Source organism: Microbacterium sp. NPDC058269 (assembly GCF_042881445.1).
Taxonomy (GTDB): Bacteria; Actinomycetota; Actinomycetes; order Actinomycetales; family Microbacteriaceae; genus Microbacterium.
In genome coordinates, this window is record NZ_JBHVXT010000001.1 from 1,539,364 (window position 1) to 1,559,011 (window position 19,648).

Annotated in this window: 21 protein-coding genes; 9 read left to right on the forward strand and 12 right to left on the reverse strand. The window is 69.1% G+C overall.

Annotated features, from left to right (window positions below; translation table 11 throughout):
• Positions 1-52: 52 nt before the first annotated feature.
• Both ACFVWL_RS07600 and ACFVWL_RS07605 read right to left on the reverse strand, forming a co-directional pair.
• Entirely contained in the window at positions 53-508 is a 456-nt protein-coding gene (locus ACFVWL_RS07600) for a hypothetical protein (protein ID WP_387180540.1), read from the reverse strand.
• Complete coding sequence (locus ACFVWL_RS07605) at positions 505-1,185, reverse strand: RNA polymerase sigma factor (RefSeq protein WP_387180542.1); 681 nt, start codon at positions 1,183-1,185, stop codon at positions 505-507. Before ACFVWL_RS07605 ends, ACFVWL_RS07600 begins: the two co-directional genes overlap by 4 nt.
• A 68-nt stretch (positions 1,186-1,253) precedes the next feature.
• Between ACFVWL_RS07605 and ACFVWL_RS07610 the strand changes: the two genes are divergently transcribed.
• The gene (locus ACFVWL_RS07610; protein WP_387180544.1) at positions 1,254-1,472 is read left to right on the forward strand and encodes an SCO4848 family membrane protein; all 219 of its coding nucleotides are present in this window, start codon (positions 1,254-1,256) and stop codon (positions 1,470-1,472) included.
• 33 nt (positions 1,473-1,505) lie between these two features.
• Here the strand turns inward: ACFVWL_RS07610 and ACFVWL_RS07615 are convergent, their stop codons facing one another.
• The gene (locus tag ACFVWL_RS07615; RefSeq protein WP_387180546.1) at positions 1,506-2,801 is read right to left on the reverse strand and encodes an MFS transporter; all 1,296 of its coding nucleotides are present in this window, start codon (positions 2,799-2,801) and stop codon (positions 1,506-1,508) included.
• Positions 2,802-2,875: 74 nt separating this feature from the next.
• Between ACFVWL_RS07615 and ACFVWL_RS07620 the strand changes: the two genes are divergently transcribed.
• Positions 2,876-3,466 (forward strand): ArsR/SmtB family transcription factor, encoded by a 591-nt coding sequence (locus ACFVWL_RS07620; protein ID WP_387180549.1) that lies wholly within the window; start codon positions 2,876-2,878, stop codon positions 3,464-3,466.
• A 56-nt stretch (positions 3,467-3,522) separates the two neighbouring features.
• On the opposite strand, the gene ACFVWL_RS07625 is transcribed toward ACFVWL_RS07620, so the two are convergent.
• The 7 genes from ACFVWL_RS07625 to ACFVWL_RS07655 form a co-directional block, all read right to left on the reverse strand.
• Positions 3,523-4,617, reverse strand: coding sequence for an aromatic acid exporter family protein (locus ACFVWL_RS07625; RefSeq protein WP_387180552.1), 1,095 nt, complete (start codon positions 4,615-4,617; stop codon positions 3,523-3,525).
• A gap of 193 nt (positions 4,618-4,810) precedes the next feature.
• On the reverse strand, positions 4,811-5,497 hold the full coding sequence (locus ACFVWL_RS07630; protein ID WP_387180555.1) for a hypothetical protein: 687 nt from the start codon (positions 5,495-5,497) through the stop codon (positions 4,811-4,813).
• Positions 5,497-6,411: an ABC transporter ATP-binding protein gene (locus ACFVWL_RS07635; protein ID WP_387180558.1), complete on the reverse strand. Its 915-nt coding sequence runs from the start codon at positions 6,409-6,411 to the stop codon at positions 5,497-5,499. Before ACFVWL_RS07635 ends, ACFVWL_RS07630 begins: the two co-directional genes overlap by 1 nt.
• A complete protein-coding gene (locus tag ACFVWL_RS07640) occupies positions 6,408-6,797 on the reverse strand; it encodes a GntR family transcriptional regulator (protein ID WP_387180560.1) in 390 nt (129 codons plus the stop codon). Before ACFVWL_RS07640 ends, ACFVWL_RS07635 begins: the two co-directional genes overlap by 4 nt.
• Before the next feature lie 136 nt (positions 6,798-6,933).
• A complete protein-coding gene (locus ACFVWL_RS07645; protein WP_387180563.1) occupies positions 6,934-7,446 on the reverse strand; it encodes a MarR family transcriptional regulator in 513 nt (170 codons plus the stop codon).
• An 8-nt stretch (positions 7,447-7,454) separates the two neighbouring features.
• On the reverse strand, positions 7,455-9,077 hold the full coding sequence (locus ACFVWL_RS07650; protein WP_387180566.1) for an ABC transporter permease: 1,623 nt from the start codon (positions 9,075-9,077) through the stop codon (positions 7,455-7,457).
• Positions 9,077-10,069 carry an ATP-binding cassette domain-containing protein gene (locus ACFVWL_RS07655; protein ID WP_387180569.1) on the reverse strand — a complete coding sequence of 331 codons (993 nt, stop codon included), beginning with the start codon at positions 10,067-10,069 and terminating at the stop codon, positions 9,077-9,079. The genes ACFVWL_RS07650 and ACFVWL_RS07655 overlap by 1 nt, the downstream gene beginning before the upstream one ends.
• 91 nt (positions 10,070-10,160) lie before the next feature.
• Between ACFVWL_RS07655 and ACFVWL_RS07660 the strand changes: the two genes are divergently transcribed.
• The 4 genes from ACFVWL_RS07660 to ACFVWL_RS07675 all read left to right on the forward strand — a co-directional run bounded on the left by ACFVWL_RS07660 (position 10,161) and on the right by ACFVWL_RS07675 (position 14,907).
• A complete protein-coding gene (locus ACFVWL_RS07660) occupies positions 10,161-11,291 on the forward strand; it encodes a class I SAM-dependent methyltransferase (protein WP_387180572.1) in 1,131 nt (376 codons plus the stop codon).
• A gap of 339 nt (positions 11,292-11,630) precedes the next feature.
• Positions 11,631-12,932 carry a glycine betaine/L-proline ABC transporter ATP-binding protein gene (locus ACFVWL_RS07665; RefSeq protein WP_387180575.1) on the forward strand — a complete coding sequence of 434 codons (1,302 nt, stop codon included), beginning with the start codon at positions 11,631-11,633 and terminating at the stop codon, positions 12,930-12,932.
• Positions 12,932-13,945 (forward strand): ABC transporter permease, encoded by a 1,014-nt coding sequence (locus ACFVWL_RS07670; protein WP_387180577.1) that lies wholly within the window; start codon positions 12,932-12,934, stop codon positions 13,943-13,945. Before ACFVWL_RS07665 ends, ACFVWL_RS07670 begins: the two co-directional genes overlap by 1 nt.
• A gap of 53 nt (positions 13,946-13,998) precedes the next feature.
• Entirely contained in the window at positions 13,999-14,907 is a 909-nt protein-coding gene (locus ACFVWL_RS07675; RefSeq protein ID WP_387180579.1) for a glycine betaine ABC transporter substrate-binding protein, read from the forward strand.
• A gap of 121 nt (positions 14,908-15,028) precedes the next feature.
• On the opposite strand, the gene ACFVWL_RS07680 is transcribed toward ACFVWL_RS07675, so the two are convergent.
• Both ACFVWL_RS07680 and ACFVWL_RS07685 read right to left on the reverse strand, forming a co-directional pair.
• Complete coding sequence (locus ACFVWL_RS07680; protein WP_387180582.1) at positions 15,029-16,315, reverse strand: sensor histidine kinase; 1,287 nt, start codon at positions 16,313-16,315, stop codon at positions 15,029-15,031.
• Positions 16,312-16,977: a response regulator transcription factor gene (locus tag ACFVWL_RS07685; protein WP_387180584.1), complete on the reverse strand. Its 666-nt coding sequence runs from the start codon at positions 16,975-16,977 to the stop codon at positions 16,312-16,314. The genes ACFVWL_RS07680 and ACFVWL_RS07685 overlap by 4 nt, the downstream gene beginning before the upstream one ends.
• Before the next feature lie 136 nt (positions 16,978-17,113).
• Here ACFVWL_RS07685 and ACFVWL_RS07690 point away from each other — a divergent pair, with 136 nt between their 5' ends.
• The 3 genes from ACFVWL_RS07690 to ACFVWL_RS07700 are packed head-to-tail and all read left to right on the forward strand — an operon-like array spanning position 17,114 to position 19,640.
• Entirely contained in the window at positions 17,114-17,881 is a 768-nt protein-coding gene (locus ACFVWL_RS07690) for a hypothetical protein (RefSeq protein WP_387180587.1), read from the forward strand.
• Positions 17,878-18,933 carry a peptidoglycan-binding protein gene (locus tag ACFVWL_RS07695; protein WP_387180590.1) on the forward strand — a complete coding sequence of 352 codons (1,056 nt, stop codon included), beginning with the start codon at positions 17,878-17,880 and terminating at the stop codon, positions 18,931-18,933. Before ACFVWL_RS07690 ends, ACFVWL_RS07695 begins: the two co-directional genes overlap by 4 nt.
• Positions 18,930-19,640, forward strand: coding sequence for an ABC transporter ATP-binding protein (locus tag ACFVWL_RS07700; protein WP_387180594.1), 711 nt, complete (start codon positions 18,930-18,932; stop codon positions 19,638-19,640). The genes ACFVWL_RS07695 and ACFVWL_RS07700 overlap by 4 nt, the downstream gene beginning before the upstream one ends.
• The last annotated feature ends 8 nt before the right edge of the window (positions 19,641-19,648 follow it).

Here is a 19,648-nt window from a genome sequence, read left to right on the forward strand (position 1 = left end):
ATCCTCTCCCTGCGGGGCACCCCGCGTCTTCATCGACGGGCGGCGCCCGCGATCACAGCTCGAACTGCGGGGTCGCGAGCGTGCGCGTCTCGTCCCCGATCACGGTCGTCAGACGCACGCGCGTGAGGCCCGGCGGCACGTCATCGAACACGAAGCGCCCGGTCTCCTCCGGGGAGACCGATCTGGACTTCTCGCCCTGGGTCAGGACGATCTCCGCGGCTGCGGTGTCGACCCAGCCGTCGACGCGGCGGCGACCGGAAGCGGTGGTCGTCACATGCAGCAGGATGCTGGTGGAGCCGTCGCTGAACTGCAGGGTGAGCGCATCCGCCTCGCCCCGCACCGCACCGAGCTGCCCTTCGACCAGAGTGAGCAGCGCGTATTCACGGGTCAGGCCATCGGCGGCGACGGCGGCGACCATGCGGTCGATCAGACCGGCGGGCATCGGGTCGACCTCGCCCCAGAGCGTGCGGAGCCGGGCGAACATCTGAGCGTCCTCGTACTCGGTCATGCGAATCCCCCTGTCTGCGCTGTCGGCGGCACGTCCAGCAGGGCGCGCAGCTTGGCGAGGCACCGGTTCCGTGTGGGGCCGATGCTGCCGATGGGCATGGCCAGGTCGGCGGCGATGCGCGCATAGTCCGGGCGATCCTCGAACGCGATCACGCGCAGCAGCTTCTGGCAGCGTTCGTTGAGACGGCGCACGGCCGACCACAGCCGACGGTTCTCGTCGCCGAGCGTCGCGTGCTCCTCCGCCGAGGCCTGCTCGGGAAGCAGCGTGTCGAGGTCGTCCGCATCGGTCGTGTCGACCTTGCCGTGTGCCTTCGCGACCTTCCAGGCCTCCCGGCGCGCGGTCGTCGTGAGCCAGGCCGACACGGCCCGGGGGTCGCTGATCGACCCGTGACCGCGCACCAGCTGCAGCCAGGTGGTCTGCACCACGTCCTCGGCGAGGGTGCGTTCGAGTCCGTACGCGCGCACGACGTGCCAGAGCACGGGTGTCATCAGTCGTACGAGCTCGTCCATCGCGCGGCCGTCGCTCTCGCGCCATGCGTCGAACAGGTCCGCGGCGCGCTCCCAGCGTGCGCGCCCGTCGTCCGAGGCAGGATCGTGAGCGGTGCCGGGTGCACCGTCGATCATGAAGCCCATTGTGATCACACCTACCAGGAGCCCGGCAAGGGCTTTCTGATACATGTCCGCATCCAAGAATTCCGCGGAGGGCGGCGGTCGGTGCCCATAGGCGACGTCGATAGCGTGGAGGGGTGCTCCCCCTCGCTGTCGTGCTCTTGCTCAACGCCGCCTTCAACGCCCTCGTCTGGCCGCAGTTCTACAAGCGTGTCGCCAAGGACCCGCGGGCGCGCGACGAGAACGGCAAGGCCACCGCGTTCCTCAAGGTGCACGCCGTCCTCATCGCGATCGCCCTCGTGCTCGCCCTGGTCTCCCTGCTCGCGGGCATCGCGGCGCTCGCCGGCGTTCTCTAGGCGGCACGGCTGGCGGCGCACACCGCTGCGGCGTCAGGCCGTCTCGTACTGTTTCGCGTGCTCGGCCCAGCGCGACTCGACCGGCAGGGCTCGCAGCGCCCTGTTGCTCACGGCGAGGACGACCGAGATCAGGCAGAGCGCGGCGCAGATCAGGATGGTCCATTCCCGCCCGATCCAGGCGAGTCCGAAGCCGGCGATCAGGGGCGCGAGCGGCATCGCACCCAAGCCCAGCACCCCGGCGGCGCTGTTGGCGCGACCGAGCAGGTGGCTCGGGGTGGCGACCATGAAGTAGCCCATCATTCCGGCGTTGAGCGCGGGCACCAGCAGGACCGCGGCGCCGAGCACCACCGCGATGGCCCAGGGCTCGGTGACCATCGAGAGCACGATCGCCCCGACTGAGACGACCGACAGTCCGGCGATCGTCAGGACGCCGGCCTTGATGCGCGGAACGAGCAGCGGAGCGCAGACCGCGCCCACGAGCATCACGGCCCCGATCGACGCGCTCAGGGTGCCGATCAGCAGCTCGGAGTATCCGTCCTGCTGGAGGGCGTAGATGACGGTCGTGATCGTGGCGTTGAAGCCGAGATTGATGACCGTCGTGATGAGCAGCACGCCGCCGAGGTCGGGGCGGGAGAGCAGCCAGCCGAATCCCTCGCGCAGCTCCGACCAGGCGTTGGGCTTCGCCGTCGCTGCCGGCTCGACGTCTTCATCCGCGCCCGTATCGATCACTCCGGCACCACGGGCCTGGCGCCCCAGCATCCATGCGGTCAGTGCGGCGACGGCGTGGCAGAGCGTCATGACCACGCCGACGAGCCATCCGCCCACTCCCAGCAGCAGGCCGCCGAGCGGGCCGCCCGCGAGCTGGAGTGCGGCGTCGCGCCCTTGGTTCGTGGCCTGGGCTCGACCCATCGCGTCGTCGGGCACGATCTCTTTGATGGCGCTCTCGCCCGCGACGTCGAAGAGCCCGCTGCGTGCGGCGAGCAGCACGTCGATCACGAGCAGTGACCCGAACGTCATCGCCTCGCCGAGGGCGAGCAGGGTGAAGCCGCCGGCGAGCACGACGCCGATGAGCGACCCGAGCAGCATCAGTGCGATGCGCCGATGGCGGTCGGCCAGCACACCGCCGGCCAGGGTCATGAGCAGTCGCGCGACCATGCCCGCGGCGCCGATGATGCCGGCCTGGGCGGGGTCGTTCGTCACGATCAGGGCGAGCAGCGGGATGGCGAAGCCGAACAGCGAGGCTGCGAGGCCCTTGCTCGTGTCGCTCACCAGCCAGGTGAGGTATCGGGTGTTGCGCCACAGACGATGGGGCTCGGCGACGGTGGTCATGGCTCGAGAGTAGATGCGCAAGAAGTATTGCGCAAGTCTTATTGCGCAATTGGGGGTGCGGGTAGGATCGGCACATGACGGAGGACAACGCGAAGAGCAGGAGCGACGACCCCGTTTGGATGACCTCGGCCATGCTCAAGGCCTACTCGCACCCGCTGCGCCGCCAGATGATCCGCCTGTTCTCGCGGCGGGAGTTCCTCCGCGCCGCCGACATCGCCGCCGAACTCGGAGTGCCGGCCAACAGTGCGAGCTTTCATCTGCGCGCGCTCGCCGACGCCGGGCTCATCGAAGAGGCACCCGACAAGGCCCGCGACCGACGCGATCGCGTGTGGACCGGCCACAAGGGGGCGCTCAACGTCGGCGGTCCGGAGAGCCCGGTCGCCGATGAGGCCCTCGGGACAGCGGTGATCGCCGCCCTCGTCGAGGACCACCAGGACCTGATGCGCCGAGTGATCGCGTGGACCCCGGAATACGTCGCCGGACGCACGGCCGAGGTGCACGCCGCCTTCACCCAGCGCACGATCCGGCTCACCGAGTCGGAGTTCGACGACGTGATGGTGAAGATCAACGACATCCTGAGCATCGCCGACGATGCGCACGACAGCGCCGACCCCGACGGCCGCTTCTGGCAGATGGACCTGATCGCCGCTGACGACACGATCTGACGCGGGTAGTACTCGATCGGGCTAGTCCTCGATGGGGGAGGATGCTCCGCTCAGGATCAGGATGCTCCGCTCAGGATCAGGATGCGGCGCAGGTGCATGGCGGTGAGCACCCCGGGGCCCATCGACCGCCGAACGTCGATGGTGCGGTCATCGACGGTCTCGAGAAGCAGCCGGATCGCGCGGGCCGCTTCGCCGCGGGCGCGGTGATCCTCGCGGGAGGAGGCATCGCCCTGCGCGATCACATCGGCGACCGCATGACAGGCGGCGGAGAGGGGCTCCGGCAGTGCGGGGTCGAGTGCCAGACCGGCCGGTCGATCCCAGATGGTGTCGGCGATCGCGTCGGAGATGTCGCGGATGAGGTGGGCGATGCGATCGAGGGCTGCGAGTTCGTCGTGGCTCTGCTGGATCCGCGAGCGATGCCCCTTGGCGCGAGGATTGCCGCGACGGCTCTCGTCCGCCTCCGTCAGCGCCGCCCGCAGCTCGGAGGAGGTGTCGGCGAGGGAGGCCGCATCGTCGGCCCATTGCTGATGCTCGGGAGGCCACGACTCCGACACCGCCGCTCCGATGTCGTGCAGGTGTGCCGCGAGCTGCTCTCGGAAGGCCGCCACCCGTCCCGCGGCCGCGACGGTGAGGGGCGCGGGGGCGATCACCAGGTTCACGACCAGGCCGATGACCACGCCGACCGCCGTCTGCGTCAGGTAGCCGAGCGAGTAGTCGTCGGCATTCTGCCCGCCGATGATCAACACGAACAGGGCGGCCATCGGCACGTACTCGCGACCGGCGCCGAACCAGCCCGTGCCGGAGACCAGCACTCCGATGCCGACCACGAGGGGGATCGTCCACCAGGTCGGGCCGACCGTCAGCACCACGATCGTGGCGAGACCGATTCCCGTGGCGAGGCCGAGCAGCGTCTGCAGGCTCGACTTCGCCGAACCCATCAGCGTCGGATACATGCTCACCAGTGCGCCGAGGGGTGCGTAGTACGGGTACTGGTCGGTGACGCCGGGCATGTGCGGGGCGATCATCCACGCCAGCCCGACCGCGAGGGTCGTCTTGGCGACGAGCAGCAGGCGCGCAGGGCGGACGGCGTCATGGAGCGCGCGTTCGACGCCTGCTCGTCTTACCCGGAGGCGGGTGCGGGTCTGCGTCACGGCATCCTCTCTCTGTCGGGGCGCTGTCGGGGTGGGTGATGCCGCGAGCGTATGCGGTCGGTGCGCACGAGGCGAGCGGGTTGCTTCCGCGGCGGCGTACCGGTAGCGCATGCACGCGACGTCGCGGGCGTCGCGTGCACGCGACGACGCCGACCGCCCAGGAGGGCGGCCGGCGTCGTCGGGAGATGTGCTCCTACGGGATGGCTCTGCGGAATGCGAGGAACGAGACGGCGGTGAGCACCGCGACGACCGCGAGCCCCCAGAGCGCGATGCCGAGCGCGCCGAGGTTCATGATGCCCGCTCCGACGTCACCCCAGAGCTCGAGGCGTGTCACCAGGAAGACGAGGCCCACCAGGACCAGGGAGAGTCCGATGCTCACGATGAGGAGCACCAGCTGTCCCCAGCTCTTGTAGATCGTCGCGCCGGTGAATCCGATCACGAAGAAGAAGAGCGCGAGGGTGAAGTAGACCACGAAGGCGCCGAGCGGACCCGCCTCCCAGAGCCACGGCAGGTAGAACAGATAGCCGTTCACGCCGTAGCCATTCGTGGCCACCTCGATGCCGCCGCCGATCAGGAACAGGATGCCCATGAGGGCGCTGCCGAGGATCGCCGTGAGCAGGGTTCCGAAGAAGAACTCCCGACGGGTGATGCTCATCGCCTGCGAGAACGGGAAGGTGAGCGTCATCGCCGACATGCCGATCGCGAAGAAGTACCAGAGCGGTGCCTGGCCGCCGCCGCCGTACTTGGGGCCGTCTCCCGGAATCATCGCGTAGATGATCACCGAGATCACCACCGCCGCACCCAGGATCATCAGCGGGTACCAGACGAAGGTGCCCTTGTTGATCAGCTGCAGACGGATGACGTTGAATGTGCGTCGCATCAGCGCACCTCCTCTTTCGCGGCGGCGTCTCTGGTCGCTTCCGCATCGACCTTCTGCGTGAGACGCACGATCAGCTGTTGCAGCGAGACCGGCGCGAGATCGAGCCCGGCTGCCGCGATCTCGGTGCGCTCCTCAGCCGACACGGCTCCGAGGACGGTGACGGATGCCACGCGGCCGAGCGCCTCACGATGCAGCACCTCGCGGGCGCCGACCCAGGCATCGACCTTGGCGGCCTCGCCCACCACGGTCACGGCGCGGTCGCGCACGGCATCCGTGTCTTCGTGCAGGAGGATCTGACCGTTGTCGATCACGATGACCTTCTCGATGAGGTTCGAGACCTCGTCGATCAGGTGCGACGACAGGATGACGGTGCGCGGATGCTCGGCGTAGTCCTCGACCAGGCGGTCGTAGAAGATCTGCCGGGCGACGGCGTCGAGGCCGAGGTAGGGCTCGTCGAAGAACGTGATCTCGGCGCGCGAGGCGAGTCCGATGATGACTCCGACGGCGGAGAGCTGCCCGCGGGAGAGCTTCTTGATGGTCTGCTTCATCGGCAGCTGGAACTCGGCGATGAGCTCGTCGGCGAGGGCCTGATCCCAGTGCGGGAAGAACAGGCTCGCGGCCTTGAACGCGTGCTTGGGGTAGGCGTCGTCCGGGTACTTCTGGCTCTCGCGGACGAAGCAGATCCGGCTGAGCACGTGCGCGTTCTCGTAGGGGTGCTGGCCGAACACCTTCACGGTGCCGGACGACTCGAAGTTCTGGGCGGTGAGGATCGACATGAGGGTCGTCTTCCCTGCACCGTTGCGGCCGAGGAGGCCGTAGATCGCGCCCCCCTCGATGGAGAGCGACACGTTGTCGAGCGCTCGCTTCTCCTTGTAGCGCTTGCTGAGGTTCTGCACCTCGATGACGGCGGTCATGCGGGGGTCTTCCCTTCTGCGTCGGTGGTCAGTGCGGCGCGCTGCCGGAGCAGGTCCGCGAGGTCTTCGGCGCCGAGCCCGAGCGTGCGGGCTTCGGCGAGGAGCGGGTCGATATAGCGGTCGGCGAAGGCGGTGCGGCGCTCGCCGAGGAGCAGGTCCCTGGCGCCCTCGGCGACGAACATGCCGATGCCTCGGCGCTTGTAGAGCACTCCCTTGTCGGTGAGCATGGCGACTCCCTTCGCTGCGGTGGCGGGGTTGATCCGGTAGAACGCGGCCAGCTCATTCGTGGAAGGGGCTTGAGCCTCTTCGGCGAGTGAGCCGTCGACGATCGAGTCCTCGATCTGCTCGGCGATCTGGAGGAAGAGCGGCTTGCCTTCTTCGATCACGAGTCCTCCGCTGGGGTTAGTGGGTTACTTACTTGACTAAGTAACCACAGAACCCGGACGGATGTCAAGAGCTCCGGATGCTGCGTCCGGGCGCGAGGACGGCGTGAGGTCGAGGACGAGGTAGGGGAGGGTGGCCTCAGGTCTCGCGGCGGTGCTCGCGCCAGTCGTCGACGATCTGCAGCATGCGCGCGGAGAGGAACCGGAAGAACTCGGCGAGCTCGACGGCCCGGTCGTGGGCTCCCTGGTCGTCGTCGTGCTCGGCGGCGATGTCGTCGATGTACTCGGAGAGGCGGGAGTACACCGGCATGTTCCCGACGATCGAGCTGGAGAACGTATCGTGCACGAACTCGTAGCGGTCGCGCCGGTCGCCGGGGCGCGAACGACGTTGGATGAAGTGCAGCTGCTGCAGGTAGCGCACCGCGCCGGAGACGGCGGCGGCGGAGGCACCGAGGCGCTCGCCGAGCTGGGCTGCTGTGTATCCGCCCTCGGGAGCGGCGACCAGCGCCATCATCACGCGCGCCGGCATCCGCGGCATCCCGGCGGCGGTCATCATGGCGGCAGCTTGCTCGGCGGGTTCCACGCCGCGGTGTGGGCCGTTGCTCTGAATCGACGCCGCGGGATCGCGGTCCTCGGTGCTGTCGTCGCGCATCCCGCCTCCTAGGCTCCGGGGGCGAGCTCGCGACGTCGCATCAGCGTCAGGGCGCCCGCGCCACCCGCGGCCAGGGCGAGCACCAGCCACCACAGGCCCCGCGCATCCACACCGGCGCCGTCCACCACGGGTGTCACCGCGAACGGCGAGAGATTCGCACTCCATTCGGGAAGCCCGAACAGCGGTCCGAACATGCCGAGCAGGGCCGCCAGCAGCACGAGGCTCCACGCCACAGCGGTCGTCGCACGGGGGAGCAACACGAAGACCAGTGCCGTGAGTACCGCGAAGATCGCCGCCGCGACGGCCTGGCCGAGCCCCGCCACCGCGACGATGCGGTAGAGCGATTCGTCGCCTCCGTTCGACCAGACGCCGGCCCATCCCGCGAGCACGGCGGCGGCCACCACGATCAGCACGGCGACCACCCCGACGATCACGTAGTCGGCGAGCCAGCGCACGCGTCCGACCGGGGTGGCGAGCACGGCCTCGGTGGTGCCGCGGGCCTCCTCCTGTCGCGCGCGCACCACGGTCTGCACGGCGCAGCACGCCGCGAGGATGCCGAGCAGCGTGAAGAACACCGTGACGACGACCTCGTCGAGTCCGCCCGTCGCGCCTCCGATCTTCTTGAGGATGTCGGCGACGGCCGGATTCTCACCCGAGATCTGGTCGACCAGTCCGCTCAGCGTCGTGGCGAGGATGCCGGTGATCGCGCCTCCGATCGCCCATCCCACGATCGAGCCGGAGGTGAGCCGCCAGACCAGCGCGTGCGGCGAGGCGAGTCCCGACCGAGCCGATACCCGGCCGGGGCGCTCCGCGACGAAGCTGGCATCGATGTCGCGCAGGGACTGCAGGGCGACGGATGCGCCGGCGAGCACGAGGCCGAAGGCCAGGCCGAGCAGCATCGGCCCGGCGAGGTCGGTGTCGTAGGGGCGCGTCTGCTCGGCCCAGCCGAACGGTGAGAGCCAGGCCGGCCAGGCGCTCGTCATGCGGGTGAGGTCATCGCTCGGGGTTCCCGCCGCATTGCCGATGCCGCGGATCAGGAACGTCGCGACGAGCACCCAGATGGTCAGGGAGTTCGCGCCGCGCGAGGTGCGCATGAGCTGTGCGGAGAGCAGCCCGATGCCGAGGAACGCGATGCCGCAGGACGCCGCTGCCGCCCCCGCGAGGAGCGACCCCGCAGACGGAAGCCCGGTGGCGATCAGGGCCACTGCCGTGAGCGCGGCCAGCACCACGTTGGCCAGGATCCCGTGCACGATGGTGGCGATGGTCGGCAGCCGCCGTCCGGCAGGTGTCGCCCACACGAGCTCGGCGCGTCCGGCCTCTTCATCGCCGCGCGTGTGCCGCACCGCGAGGAACGTGCTCATGAGCGCGGCCAGCAACGCCAGCCACGGCAGCACCTCGAAGGCCAGGAACGCCCCCTCCGACGTGCCCGACGGAAGCCCGCGGAACATCAGGATCACCGGATTCGCCAGCGCTGCGGCCAGGATGTTCTGCCGGTCGGCGAGGGTCGAGTACGACTGGCTGACGCCGGCGTACCCCGCGAACGCCATGAGCGCGGTGCCGACGATCCACAGGCTCAGCTGCAGCCAGTCGCGCCGCAGCCGTTGTCGGAGCAGCAGACCGAAGGCGGACATCACGCACGCCCCGTGCGTGCGCGGCGCTCGCGACGGGTGGCGGGAGCCGCGTCGTCCGAGCCGGCGTCCTCCGCGGCCTCGAGCGTCGCGAGATCGTCGCCGTAGTGGCGCAGGAACAGCTCTTCGAGCGAGGGCGGGGCTACGCGCAGGTCGCTGATGCCGAGGGCGGCGAGAGCGGGGAGCACCGTGGCGGTGCGGTCGCTGTCGACGGCGAGGCGGATGCGGTCGCCCTGCTGCTCGGGGTCGTGCACGTCAGGGATGCGGGCGACCTGTTCGAGAGTGGCGCCGGAGGGGGTGAACGACACGTCGCTGCGGGTGAGGTGCCGCAACTCGGTCAACGTGCCGGATTCGACGATGCGGCCGGCGCGGATGATCGACACTCGATCGCACAGCTGCTCGACCTCGCTCATGATGTGGCTCGACAGCAGCACGGTCGCACCGTTCGCGTGAGCACGGGCGACCTCGCGCTGGAAGATGACCGCCATCAGGGGATCGAGCCCGCTGGTGGGCTCGTCGAGGATGTAGAGGTCGGCCGGCACCGCGAACGCCGCGATCAACGCGGCCTTCTGCCGGTTGCCCTTCGAGTAGGCGCGGCCCTTCTTGCGCGGGTCGAACTGGAACGCGTCCATCAACCGCTTCTTCTCGTGCTGGTACGCGGGATCCTTCGTGCGGGCGCCACGCAGCCGCGCGAGCAGGTCGACGGCCTCGCCCCCGGACAGGTTCGGCCACACGCTGACGTCGCCCGGGACGTAGGCGATGCGCCGGTGCAGGTCGACCGCCCGCTCCCAGGGGTCTGCGCCGAACACGGTCGCCGCGCCGGAGGTGCGCCGTGCGAGGCCGAGGAGGATGCGGATCGTGGTCGATTTGCCCGCGCCGTTCGGGCCGAGGAAGCCGTGCACCTGACCATGCTCGACCGTGAGCTCGAGGCCGTCGAGCGCGTGCACGTGCCCGTAGTGCTTGGTGAGGTTCCGGGTGGCGATGACGGTGGTCATGCGCGGGAGCGTACGCCCGATTCACAAAGTTGTGAATCGGGCGAAAACAACCCATACGAAATCCTTACGACCCCCCGCGTACAGTGGGCTGGTGCCGGAGTTCCCCTACAGTCGCCTGCGCCGCTGGCCCGACGTCGAGGCGGACAACCTCCAGGCGTATGACGCAACCGATCTGCTGCTCGTCGAACGGGCGCTTTCCCTCGACGTCCCCGGCTCCGAGACCGTCGTGGTCGGCGATGAGTACGGTGCGATCACTCTGGCGCTGATGGCGGCCGGGCGGCACGGCATCCGTGTGCACCAGGACCTCGCGACGGGCCGCCGCGCCCTGCAGCGCAACGCCGAGGAACTCGGACTCGCCGGCTGCACTGCGCACGAGCTCGAACCGGCGCTGCTCTCCGGCGCGCGCCTCGTGCTGCTGCAGCTGCCGAAGGCGCTCGCGGAGCTCGAGGAGATCGCGGACGCCGTGGCCCGGTGGGCTGCTCCCGATGTCGTGCTCGTCGCGGGAGGCCGGGTCAAGCACATGACCCTCACCCAGAACGACGTCCTGGGGCGCAGTTTCGCGCACGTGCAGCCCCAGCGGGCCGAGCGGAAGTCGCGGCTGATCGTGTCCTCCGGGCCCCTCCCCGTCCCTGCGGACCCGCCGTTCCCGGTGACCGCGCGGCACGACGGGTTGACGCTGGTCGCGCACGGAGGAGCCTTCGCGGGTGCCCGCCTCGACATCGGCACGCGGGCACTGCTGGAGGTGCTCGGCACTGAGCCCACGAGCTCCGCCGCCGATGTGCTCGACCTCGGCTGCGGAACCGGGGCACTCGCCGTCTCGTATGCACTCGCGCATCCCGAGGCGCGGGTGATCGCGACCGACCGCTCCGCGGCGGCCGCGGCATCCGCACGCGCGACGGCCGTGGCGAACGGGGTCGCCGACCGCGTCACGGTCACGCAGGACGACGCCGCCTCCGAGGTCCCGGATGCGAGCATCGACCTGGTGCTGCTGAACCCGCCGTTCCACCTCGGTGCGAGCATCCACACGGGGGCTGCGACCCGCCTGTTCGAGGCCGCAGCGCGCGTGCTCCGACCGGGCGGCGAGCTCTTCACGGTCTACAACTCCTCGCTCGGATATCGTGCCGAGCTCACGCGGCTGATCGGTCCCACCGCGCAGCTGCAGCGCACCCCGAAGTTCACCGTCACTCGCAGCATCCGCAGCTCGGAAACGCCCGATTCCTGACCCGCGGACCGTGCAAGGGGGGGATTGTTGAATACCCGTGCAATTCCCCGGTCAGCCGCCGAAACGAGAGCTCCTCGCGCACCCGGGATTTGCCCCTGATCGGCCATTTCGTTACGTTGGAACGTGGGCCTGACGGCCCGAAGACCAGTCCGCGACCACGTCCTTCTTTCGATGAGCTGTGCTGCGAAGAGGCGTGGACGTACGGTCGATGCTCTATCGCGGCGGATCCGAAATCCGCCGTCTGTGCCGCCACAGCGATCATGTCGAACGGCCCCGAGAGCCTCACCCGGGCGTAACCGAAGCAGGCTCAGCCACCCGAAGGCGAGCCGCGGGGGAAACGTGTCCGAAATCGCTCTCGAAGCGCGCAATCTGTACAAGGTTTTCGGTAAGAATCCGAACACCGCCGTCCGTCGATTGAAAGCCGGTGAGAGCCGCGCCGCTGTCGCGGATGCCGGGACCGCGGCAGTCATCGACGCCAGCTTCACCGTCAACCGCGGTGAGATCTTCGTCATCATGGGCCTGTCCGGATCGGGCAAGTCCACCATCATCCGCATGCTCAACGGGCTGCACGACGTCACCGACGGCACCGTCACCGTGAACGGCGACCCCATCACGGGCATCCCGTCGTCGAAGCTCCGCGACATCCGGCGCGATCGCATCTCGATGGTCTTCCAGCACTTCGCCCTGCTGCCGCACCGTTCGGTCGCCGCGAACGTGGCGTACCCCCTGGAGCTCAAGGGCGTACCGAAGGCCGAGCGCCTCGCCAAGGCCGAGGAGATCCTGTCGCTGGTGGGGCTCGAGGGCCAGGGCGAGAAGCTGCCCTCCGAGCTCTCCGGTGGCATGCAGCAGCGCGTGGGGATCGCCCGTGCGCTCGCCGCCGACAGCGACATCCTGCTCATGGACGAGGCGTTCAGTGCGCTCGACCCGCTGATCCGTCGCGAGATGCAGGAGCAGCTGCTCGAACTGCAGCAGAAGCTGCAGAAGACGATCGTGTTCATCACGCACGACCTGAACGAGGCCATGTTCCTCGGCGACCGGATCGCCGTGATGCGCGACGGCCGCATCGTGCAGATCGGCACGCCGGAGGACATCCTGATGGATCCGGCCAACGACTACGTCGAGCAGTTCGTGCAGGACGTCGACCGCGCTCGCGTGCTCACCGCCGCGAACGTGATGGAGCGCCCGCGCCCCGTCGTGCCGCACACCGCCGGCCCCCGCACAGCCCTGCGCCAGATGCGCGACGCCTACATGTCGGCGACCTACGTGGTCGGCCGTGACCGGCAGCTCGTGGGCGTCGTGACCGACCGCGATGCGGTCAAGCTCGTGCGCAACGGCGCGACCACCCTCGACTCGATCATCAAGCCCGTGCTGCAGAGCGTGCGCGAAGACGATGTGCTGATGAACCTCTTCGTCCCCGCCGTCGAGTCGCCGGTGCCGCTGGCCGTCACGGATGCCGACGGACGACTCGTCGGCGTGATCCCTCGCGTGACGCTGCTCGCCGCCCTCGGCCCCGGCCCCGGTTCGACCGAGGAGATCACCCTTCCGCTGATGCCGATGCCGCAGGCGGAGATCGATGCGGTGCTCGATGACGGGTGGACCGCCGACCCGGCCGATGCCCCGACCACGGAGGAGGTGCGCTGATGGATGGTTTCCGCATCCCCGTCGGAACCTGGATCGAATCCGGCGTCGACTGGATCAAGGACAACCTCGACGGCCTGCTCGACGTGATCTCGTTCGTGATGAGCTTCCTCGTCGACGGGCTCACGAGCATCCTGCTCACCCCGAACTTCGCGGTCATCATCGTGATCGCCGCGCTCATCGCCTGGGTCGTGCGCTCGTGGCAGCTCGCGGTCGGCACGATCGTGTCGTTCGGTCTGATCGTCGGGATGGACCTCTGGGTTCCCGCGATGCAGACCCTCGCGCTCGTGCTCGTCGCCGCCGTCATCGCGGTGCTGATCGCCGTGCCGCTCGGCATCTGGTCCGCGCGCAACTCCACCGTGCGCGCGGTGCTCAAGCCCGTGCTCGACTTCATGCAGACCATGCCGGCCTTCGTGTACCTGATCCCGGCGATCGTGTTCTTCGGCATCGGTGTGGTGCCGGGTCTCGTGGCCACCGTGATCTTCGCGCTGCCCCCGGGTGTGCGTCTGACCGAGCTCGGCATCCGCGGTGTCGACTCCGAGACCGTCGAGGCAGGACAGGCGTTCGGTGCGAAGCCGGGCCAGATCCTGCGCGGCATCCAGCTGCCGCTCGCGATGCCGACCATCATGGCCGGCGTCAACCAGGTCATCATGCTCGCCCTGTCGATGGCTGTCATCGCGGGAATGGCGGGCGCGGACGGCCTCGGGAAGATGGTGGTCGAGGCGATCTCGACGATCAACATCCCCAAGGGCGTCGAGGCCGGTCTCGGCGTCGTGCTGATCGCGGTCTTCCTCGACCGCGTCACCGCTGCGCTGGGCGCACCGGGCGAGAACCGCTCGTCGCTGCTCGGCATGCTCGAGCGGCGTCGCGCGCCGCACTCTGGCGCTGGCGGAAATGGCGGCGGAGCAGCATCCGCCCCCGCGCCCGAGGTCATCGAGCAGCAGGATGCCGCCGACGCGGCGGAACGCGCCGCGACCTCGCCCCGCCGCAACGCGGTCGGCGGCGGGGTGCGCTGAGAGTTTCACCCCTACGGAACAACACCCATACGGAACCGAGAGAGAGAAATCACATGAAGAAGAAGATCCTGGCTATCACGGCAGTGGGCATCGCCGCCTCGCTCACCCTCGCGGGATGCAGTGGCGACGGCGCCGGCGGCACGGGCGGCGGCGACAGCAACGCCGACGACAAGGGCACGATCACCCTGGGCTTCCTGCCCTCGTGGACCGACGGCCTGAGCACCGCGTACCTGCTGCAGGACCAGCTCGAGAAGATCGGCTATACGGTCGAGATGAAGACGCTCACCGAGGCGGGTCCCCTCTACACCGGGCTCGCGCAGGGCGATGTCGACATGTACCCGTCGGCCTGGCCGGAGCTCACGCACGCCGAGTACATGGAGAAGTACGGCGACGACATCGAGGACCTGGGCAAGTACTACGAGAACGCCAAGCTCACCCTCGCGGTGCCGGAGTACTCCGAGCTCACCTCGATCGAGGACCTCGTGGGCAAGGGTGCCGAGTTCGACGGCAAGATCTACGGCATCGAGCCGGGTGCAGGGCTCACCGCCCAGACCGAGAAGATGATGCCCGAGTACGGACTCGACAGTGAGTACGAGCTCGTCACCTCGTCGACCGCGGCCATGCTCACCGAGCTGAAGACCGCGACCGACAAGCAGGAGGACATCGTCGTCACGCTGTGGCGTCCGTTCTGGGCCAACGACGCCTTCCCCGTGAAGGACCTCGAAGACCCCAAGGGTGCGATGGGCAAGGCCGAAGGCCTGCACTTCCTGGGCACCAAGGGCTTCGCCGACGAGTTCCCCGAGGCCGCTGAGCTGATCGAGAAGATCAAGCTCGACGACGAGCAGTACGGTGCACTCGAAGACCTCGTGGTCAACGAGTACGGCGAGGGCAAGGAAGCGGATGCCGTCGACGCATGGCTGAAGGAGTACGGCGACCAGTTCGACTGGACCGTCACCAGCTGACCCGCCCTACGCAAGCGCCTCTCAGAGGTTCGCTCCGGTCGCACGTCCTGCCGCTTCCCGGTCCGCCGGGCGACAGGAAGTGCGACCGGAGCTTCTGCGTTCCGGGACCGGAGCGCCGTGGTCAGAGCGGGAGGACGATCGCGACGATCAGACCGCCGCCCTTGCGGGCGCGCAATCGCACCTCGCCGCCATGGGTCTTCGCGATGCTCTGCACGATCGCGAGCCCGAGGCCCGTCCCGTCGGGGCCGGCGGAGGTGCGGCTCGCATCGCCGCGGTAGAACGGCTCGGTGAGCAGCTCCACGGTGGCGGGAGTGATCGGCGCCCCGGTGTTCTCGACCTCGATGATCGCGCGTCCGCGCTCACGTCGGCACCGCACCCACAGTTCGCCGCCGGGCTGGTTGTGGCGGATGCCGTTCTCGAGCAGGTTGCGCACCGCCCTGGCCAGCAGCACGGCGTCACCCTCGACCGTGAGTGCGCGCAGATTCGTGTGCACCGTGATCTCCTGCGCGTCGAGGTCGTCGACCTGGTCATCGATGAGTCCGCTCACCTCGACCGGTTCGACCTCGTCCAGTCCGGTGCGGGCACGAGCGAGGGCGAGCAGAGCCGTGATGAGGCGCTCACTCTGCTCGGTGGCCCGCAGCGCCCGCTGCATGTTGGCCTGCAGGTCTGCCGGCACCGCTCCCTGTTCGAGGGGGATCTCCAGCGCCGTCCTGGTCGTGGTCAACGGGGTGCGCAGCTCGTGCGAGGCGTTCGCCACGAAGCGGTCCTGCGCGGTGAACGCCGACTGCAGCCGGTCGAGCATCCCGTCGATCGTGTCGCCCAGCTCCTTGATCTCGTCGTCGGGGCCCGGCAGGTCGAGCCGGCGTCCGAGGTCGCGCTCCGAGATGTCGCGCGCCGCGGCCGTGACCTCCCCGATGCGGTCGAGCGATCGCCGGGCGAGCCAGAACGCGATCGCGGCGGCGACTCCGGTGAAGGCCACGAGCACCACGATCGACCACAGCAGCAGACCGCTGCCGACCTCGTCCGCGAGGAACGTCGACTGCTGCAGCACTGCTCCCTCGACGGCGTCGATCGCCACGGTCTGCATCGGAGTGGCCACCTGGAAGTCGGCCGCGTCGGCGGTCTCGGCGAAGTACGCGCATCCGGTGCTGGTGGCGCCGTAGAGCAGACCGCTGCTGCCTTCGAGCGGCGAGATCCCCTCGACACCGGTCCCGTTCGTGGCGGGTGTTCCCTGCGGGAGCTGCGTGACCGAGAGCGACGGCACACAGGTCGCGGCCGTCGTGTCGATAGCGGAGGCGAACAGCGACTGCACCACCAGGTACTGCACCGTGAGCAGCGCGGCGCCCGCGGCGATGAACACTCCGGCGATGATGATCACCAGCCGGGTGCGAAAGCTCAGGCGTCTCATTCCGTCCCCACTCGATAGCCGTGCCCCGCCGCGGAGTGGATCACCGCGGGCGAGCCGAGCTTTCGTCGCAGCGTGTGCACCACGATCTTGACCACGCCGCGGGTGCGCTCGAGAGGTTCGTCCCACACCTCGTCGAGCAGATCGTCGGCGCTGACGTAGCCGCCTTCGGCTGCGAGCAGAGTCTCGAGCACCCCGAACTCCTTGAGGGTGAGCCGGATCGGCGTGCCGTCTCGCTCGACGACGCGCCGCACGACGTCGAGGCGCACGCCCGCGAACTCCAGGACCGCACTCGCCCGTGTCGACTGTCCGCGACGGCCGAGGGCGCGGAGGCGTGCGAGCAGCTCGACGTACGCGAACGGCTTGGCGAGATAGTCGTCGGCGCCGAGGTCGAGCCCCTCGACGCGGTCGTTGAGAGTGCCGGCCGCCGTGAGCATGAGGATGCGCGCCGGATACTCCTGCGCGACGAGCGTGCGGCACACGGCATCGCCGCTCAGCACGGGCAGGTCGCGGTCGAGCACGATCACGTCGACATCGTTCGACGCGGCTGCGGTCAGGGCGCTCGCCCCGTCGCGGGCGACATCGACCAGATACCCCTCACGGCGCAGACCGTCGGCGAGCGTGTCGGCCAGGTCGACCTCGTCTTCCACCAGCAGCAGTCGCATGGCACCTCCCGTCTCCGAGGGTGCGCGCTGCGCGGTTAGTTTCCGGTTAGGCGCCGTCATACCCACAGCAAACCACCGCATCCGTAGAACTGACTGCACGTCGCGGATGAGCTGCGACCGCGAGAAAGGGAAAGTCATGTTCGACTCGAAAGCACGCCGTTCCATGGTGGTGATGCCCGCTGTCGTGGCGCTCTTCGCGCTCTCCGCCTGCACCGCGCCGTCCGGGGACGACAAGGCGAAGGACGGCGCCAACGATGCGGCCGCCGCACGATTCGTGACGTGCCTCACCGGTGAGGGTCAGACGGCGAAGATCGTCGAAGGCGGCCAGGTCGGTCTGCTGATGCCCGAGGTGGCCAGTGGTGAAGGAGGGATGGGCGCGCTCAGCGACAGCTCGGCCTCGCTCAGCGCCGGTGAAGGCGAGGAGATGCCGATGACGATGATCTTCTCGGACGACGAGGGCACGTGGCTCGCCTCGACCGCGGCATCCGGCTACCCCGAGGAGGGCGGTCAGCGCGCCGCCTGGGAGAAGTGCGAGGAGGAGGTGCCCGAGTTCACGCAGCCGGAACCCGACATCTCGATGAAGGAGGGCGCGCAGACGCAGATGATCTCGCCGGAGGAACTCATCGAGGCGGGGCTCGCCTTCGCCTCGTGCGCACGGGACAACGGCTTCGCGGACTTCGCCGACCCCGACGCCGACGGCATGCTCACGCTCCCCAAGGGCATCACCGAAGACGAGGCCCGCACTCTCTTCGAGGCCTGCGCCGACACCGCGGGCGACATGCCTCCGATGTTCTCGCCGGAGAGCGTCGAGTCCGTCGACTTCGACTTCTTCGCCCTGATCGGCGAGTTCTTCGAGGGTGGATTCAGCGCGGCCACCGTCATGCCCTCCGGGGGCGACGAATGAGCCGTCGACTGACGAAGGTGCTGGTGCCGGTCGGGGTCCTGCTCATCGCCGCGGCGGTGGCGCTGGCGGTGCTGCAGCCGTGGAGCTCGGTCGCCGAGTCTCCCGACGACAGCAAGAAGCCCGTCACCGCCAAGGCCGAGCTCACCACCCTGACCTCCGACCTGCGCCTGAACGGCAACCTGAGCTACGGAGCATCCATCGCCCTGCCGGGGCGCGGCGGAACGATCACGCGCCTGCCGACCGCGGGAGACGTGATCGGCGTCGGCCAGGCGATCTACGAGGTCGACGGGAAACCGGTGATCGCGATGCGCGGCGATCGTCCGTTCTGGCGCGACCTCGGCGTCGGCGTCGAGAAGGGCCCCGACGTCCGTCAGCTGGAGCAGGCGCTCGCCGACCTCGGATTCGGCAGGAACATGACGGTGGACGACGAGTTCACCGCGGTCACCGAGACCAACGTCAAGGCCTGGCAGAAGTCGCTCGGGGTGCCGCAGGACGGCATCGTCAAGCTGGGTGACGTCGTCGCGATCACCGCCGCGTCGGTGCGCGTCGAGTCGGTGAAGGCGCAGCTGGGTGACCCGGCGGGCACGAGTCCGCTGAAGTACACCAGCACCACCCTGCGGGTCGTCGCCAAGCTCACCGATGCGCAGGCACGCGAGATCCTGCCCGCCACGCGGGTGACGGTGATCCTGCCCGATGGCACGGAGGCCCCGGCCACGGTGACGGCCGTCGATCCGGGCGGACAGCCGACCGAGAAGGAGGGCGAGACCACACCGGCCACCGCGAACGTGGAGTTCGACGATCCGGCCGTCGCCGGGGGCATCGGCCTGCGCGCGGTCAAGGTCGTGTTCGCGACCTCGGAGGTGAAAGACGCGCTGGTCGTTCCGGTGACCGCCCTGGTGGCGACGACCGACGGCGGTTACGCCGTCGATGTGCTCCGAAAGAGCGGCAAGATCGAACGCGTGGCGGTCGAGGTCGGTCTGATCGCCGACACCAAGGTGCAGGTCACGGGCGGCGACCTCGCTGCGGGCGATGCCGTGGTGGTGGCGCAATGACTCCGGACACCGTGGTCGAGCTCGTCGACGTGATCAAGGAGTATCCGGGCAGCCCGCCGCTGCGCGTCCTGCACGGCATGAGCCTCGCGATCGAGAGCGGCGAACTGGTGGCCGTGGTCGGAGCATCCGGATCGGGCAAGAGCACGATGCTCTCGATCATGGGCACCCTCGACGACCCCACCAGCGGCACCGTGCTGATCGACGGGACGGATGCCGCAGCCCTCGCCGAACGCGAGCGGGCGGTTCTGCGCGCTCGCCGCATCGGGTTCGTGTTCCAGCAGTTCTTCCTGCTGCCGGCCCTCAGCGCGGTCGACAACGTCGCACTCGGGCTCCTCTATTCGGGAGTCCCTGCGGCGGAGCGCTCGACGCGTGCGGCGGCGGCCCTGGAACGGGTCGGACTCGGCGCCCGCATGAAGCACCGGCCCGGTCAGCTCTCCGGCGGCGAGCAGCAGCGGGTAGCCATCGCCCGGGCGATCGTCGGGAATCCGTCGGTGCTGTTCGCCGACGAGCCCACCGGAGCGCTCGACTCGACCACGGGCGAGCGCATCCTCGAACTGCTCACATCGATCGCCGACTCCGGCACCGCGGTCGTGATCATCACGCACGATCCGCACATCGCGGAGCGCACCCAGCGGCAGGTCAGCATCCACGACGGACGCATCGTGAGCGACACGGGCTCACCGGAGAGAGAAGAGGTCGCGGCATGAGGCGCAGA

Excerpts from the sequence above, each read along its gene's own strand:
- ACFVWL_RS07600 (WP_387180540.1), bottom strand. The coding sequence starts at position 508 with ATGACCGAGTACGAGGACGCTCAGATGTTCGCCCGGCTCCGCACGCTC.
- ACFVWL_RS07605 (WP_387180542.1), bottom strand. The coding sequence starts at position 1,185 with ATGTATCAGAAAGCCCTTGCCGGGCTCCTGGTAGGTGTGATCACAATG.
- ACFVWL_RS07615 (WP_387180546.1), bottom strand. The coding sequence starts at position 2,801 with ATGACCACCGTCGCCGAGCCCCATCGTCTGTGGCGCAACACCCGATAC.
- ACFVWL_RS07620 (WP_387180549.1), top strand. The coding sequence starts at position 2,876 with ATGACGGAGGACAACGCGAAGAGCAGGAGCGACGACCCCGTTTGGATG.
- ACFVWL_RS07630 (WP_387180555.1), bottom strand. The coding sequence starts at position 5,497 with ATGCGACGCACATTCAACGTCATCCGTCTGCAGCTGATCAACAAGGGC.
- ACFVWL_RS07635 (WP_387180558.1), bottom strand. The coding sequence starts at position 6,411 with ATGACCGCCGTCATCGAGGTGCAGAACCTCAGCAAGCGCTACAAGGAG.
- ACFVWL_RS07645 (WP_387180563.1), bottom strand. The coding sequence starts at position 7,446 with ATGCGCGACGACAGCACCGAGGACCGCGATCCCGCGGCGTCGATTCAG.
- ACFVWL_RS07650 (WP_387180566.1), bottom strand. The coding sequence starts at position 9,077 with ATGTCCGCCTTCGGTCTGCTGCTCCGACAACGGCTGCGGCGCGACTGG.
- ACFVWL_RS07655 (WP_387180569.1), bottom strand. The coding sequence starts at position 10,069 with ATGACCACCGTCATCGCCACCCGGAACCTCACCAAGCACTACGGGCAC.
- ACFVWL_RS07670 (WP_387180577.1), top strand. The coding sequence starts at position 12,932 with ATGGATGGTTTCCGCATCCCCGTCGGAACCTGGATCGAATCCGGCGTC.
- ACFVWL_RS07675 (WP_387180579.1), top strand. The coding sequence starts at position 13,999 with ATGAAGAAGAAGATCCTGGCTATCACGGCAGTGGGCATCGCCGCCTCG.
- ACFVWL_RS07680 (WP_387180582.1), bottom strand. The coding sequence starts at position 16,315 with ATGAGACGCCTGAGCTTTCGCACCCGGCTGGTGATCATCATCGCCGGA.
- ACFVWL_RS07685 (WP_387180584.1), bottom strand. The coding sequence starts at position 16,977 with ATGCGACTGCTGCTGGTGGAAGACGAGGTCGACCTGGCCGACACGCTC.
- ACFVWL_RS07690 (WP_387180587.1), top strand. The coding sequence starts at position 17,114 with ATGTTCGACTCGAAAGCACGCCGTTCCATGGTGGTGATGCCCGCTGTC.
- ACFVWL_RS07695 (WP_387180590.1), top strand. The coding sequence starts at position 17,878 with ATGAGCCGTCGACTGACGAAGGTGCTGGTGCCGGTCGGGGTCCTGCTC.
- ACFVWL_RS07700 (WP_387180594.1), top strand. The coding sequence starts at position 18,930 with ATGACTCCGGACACCGTGGTCGAGCTCGTCGACGTGATCAAGGAGTAT.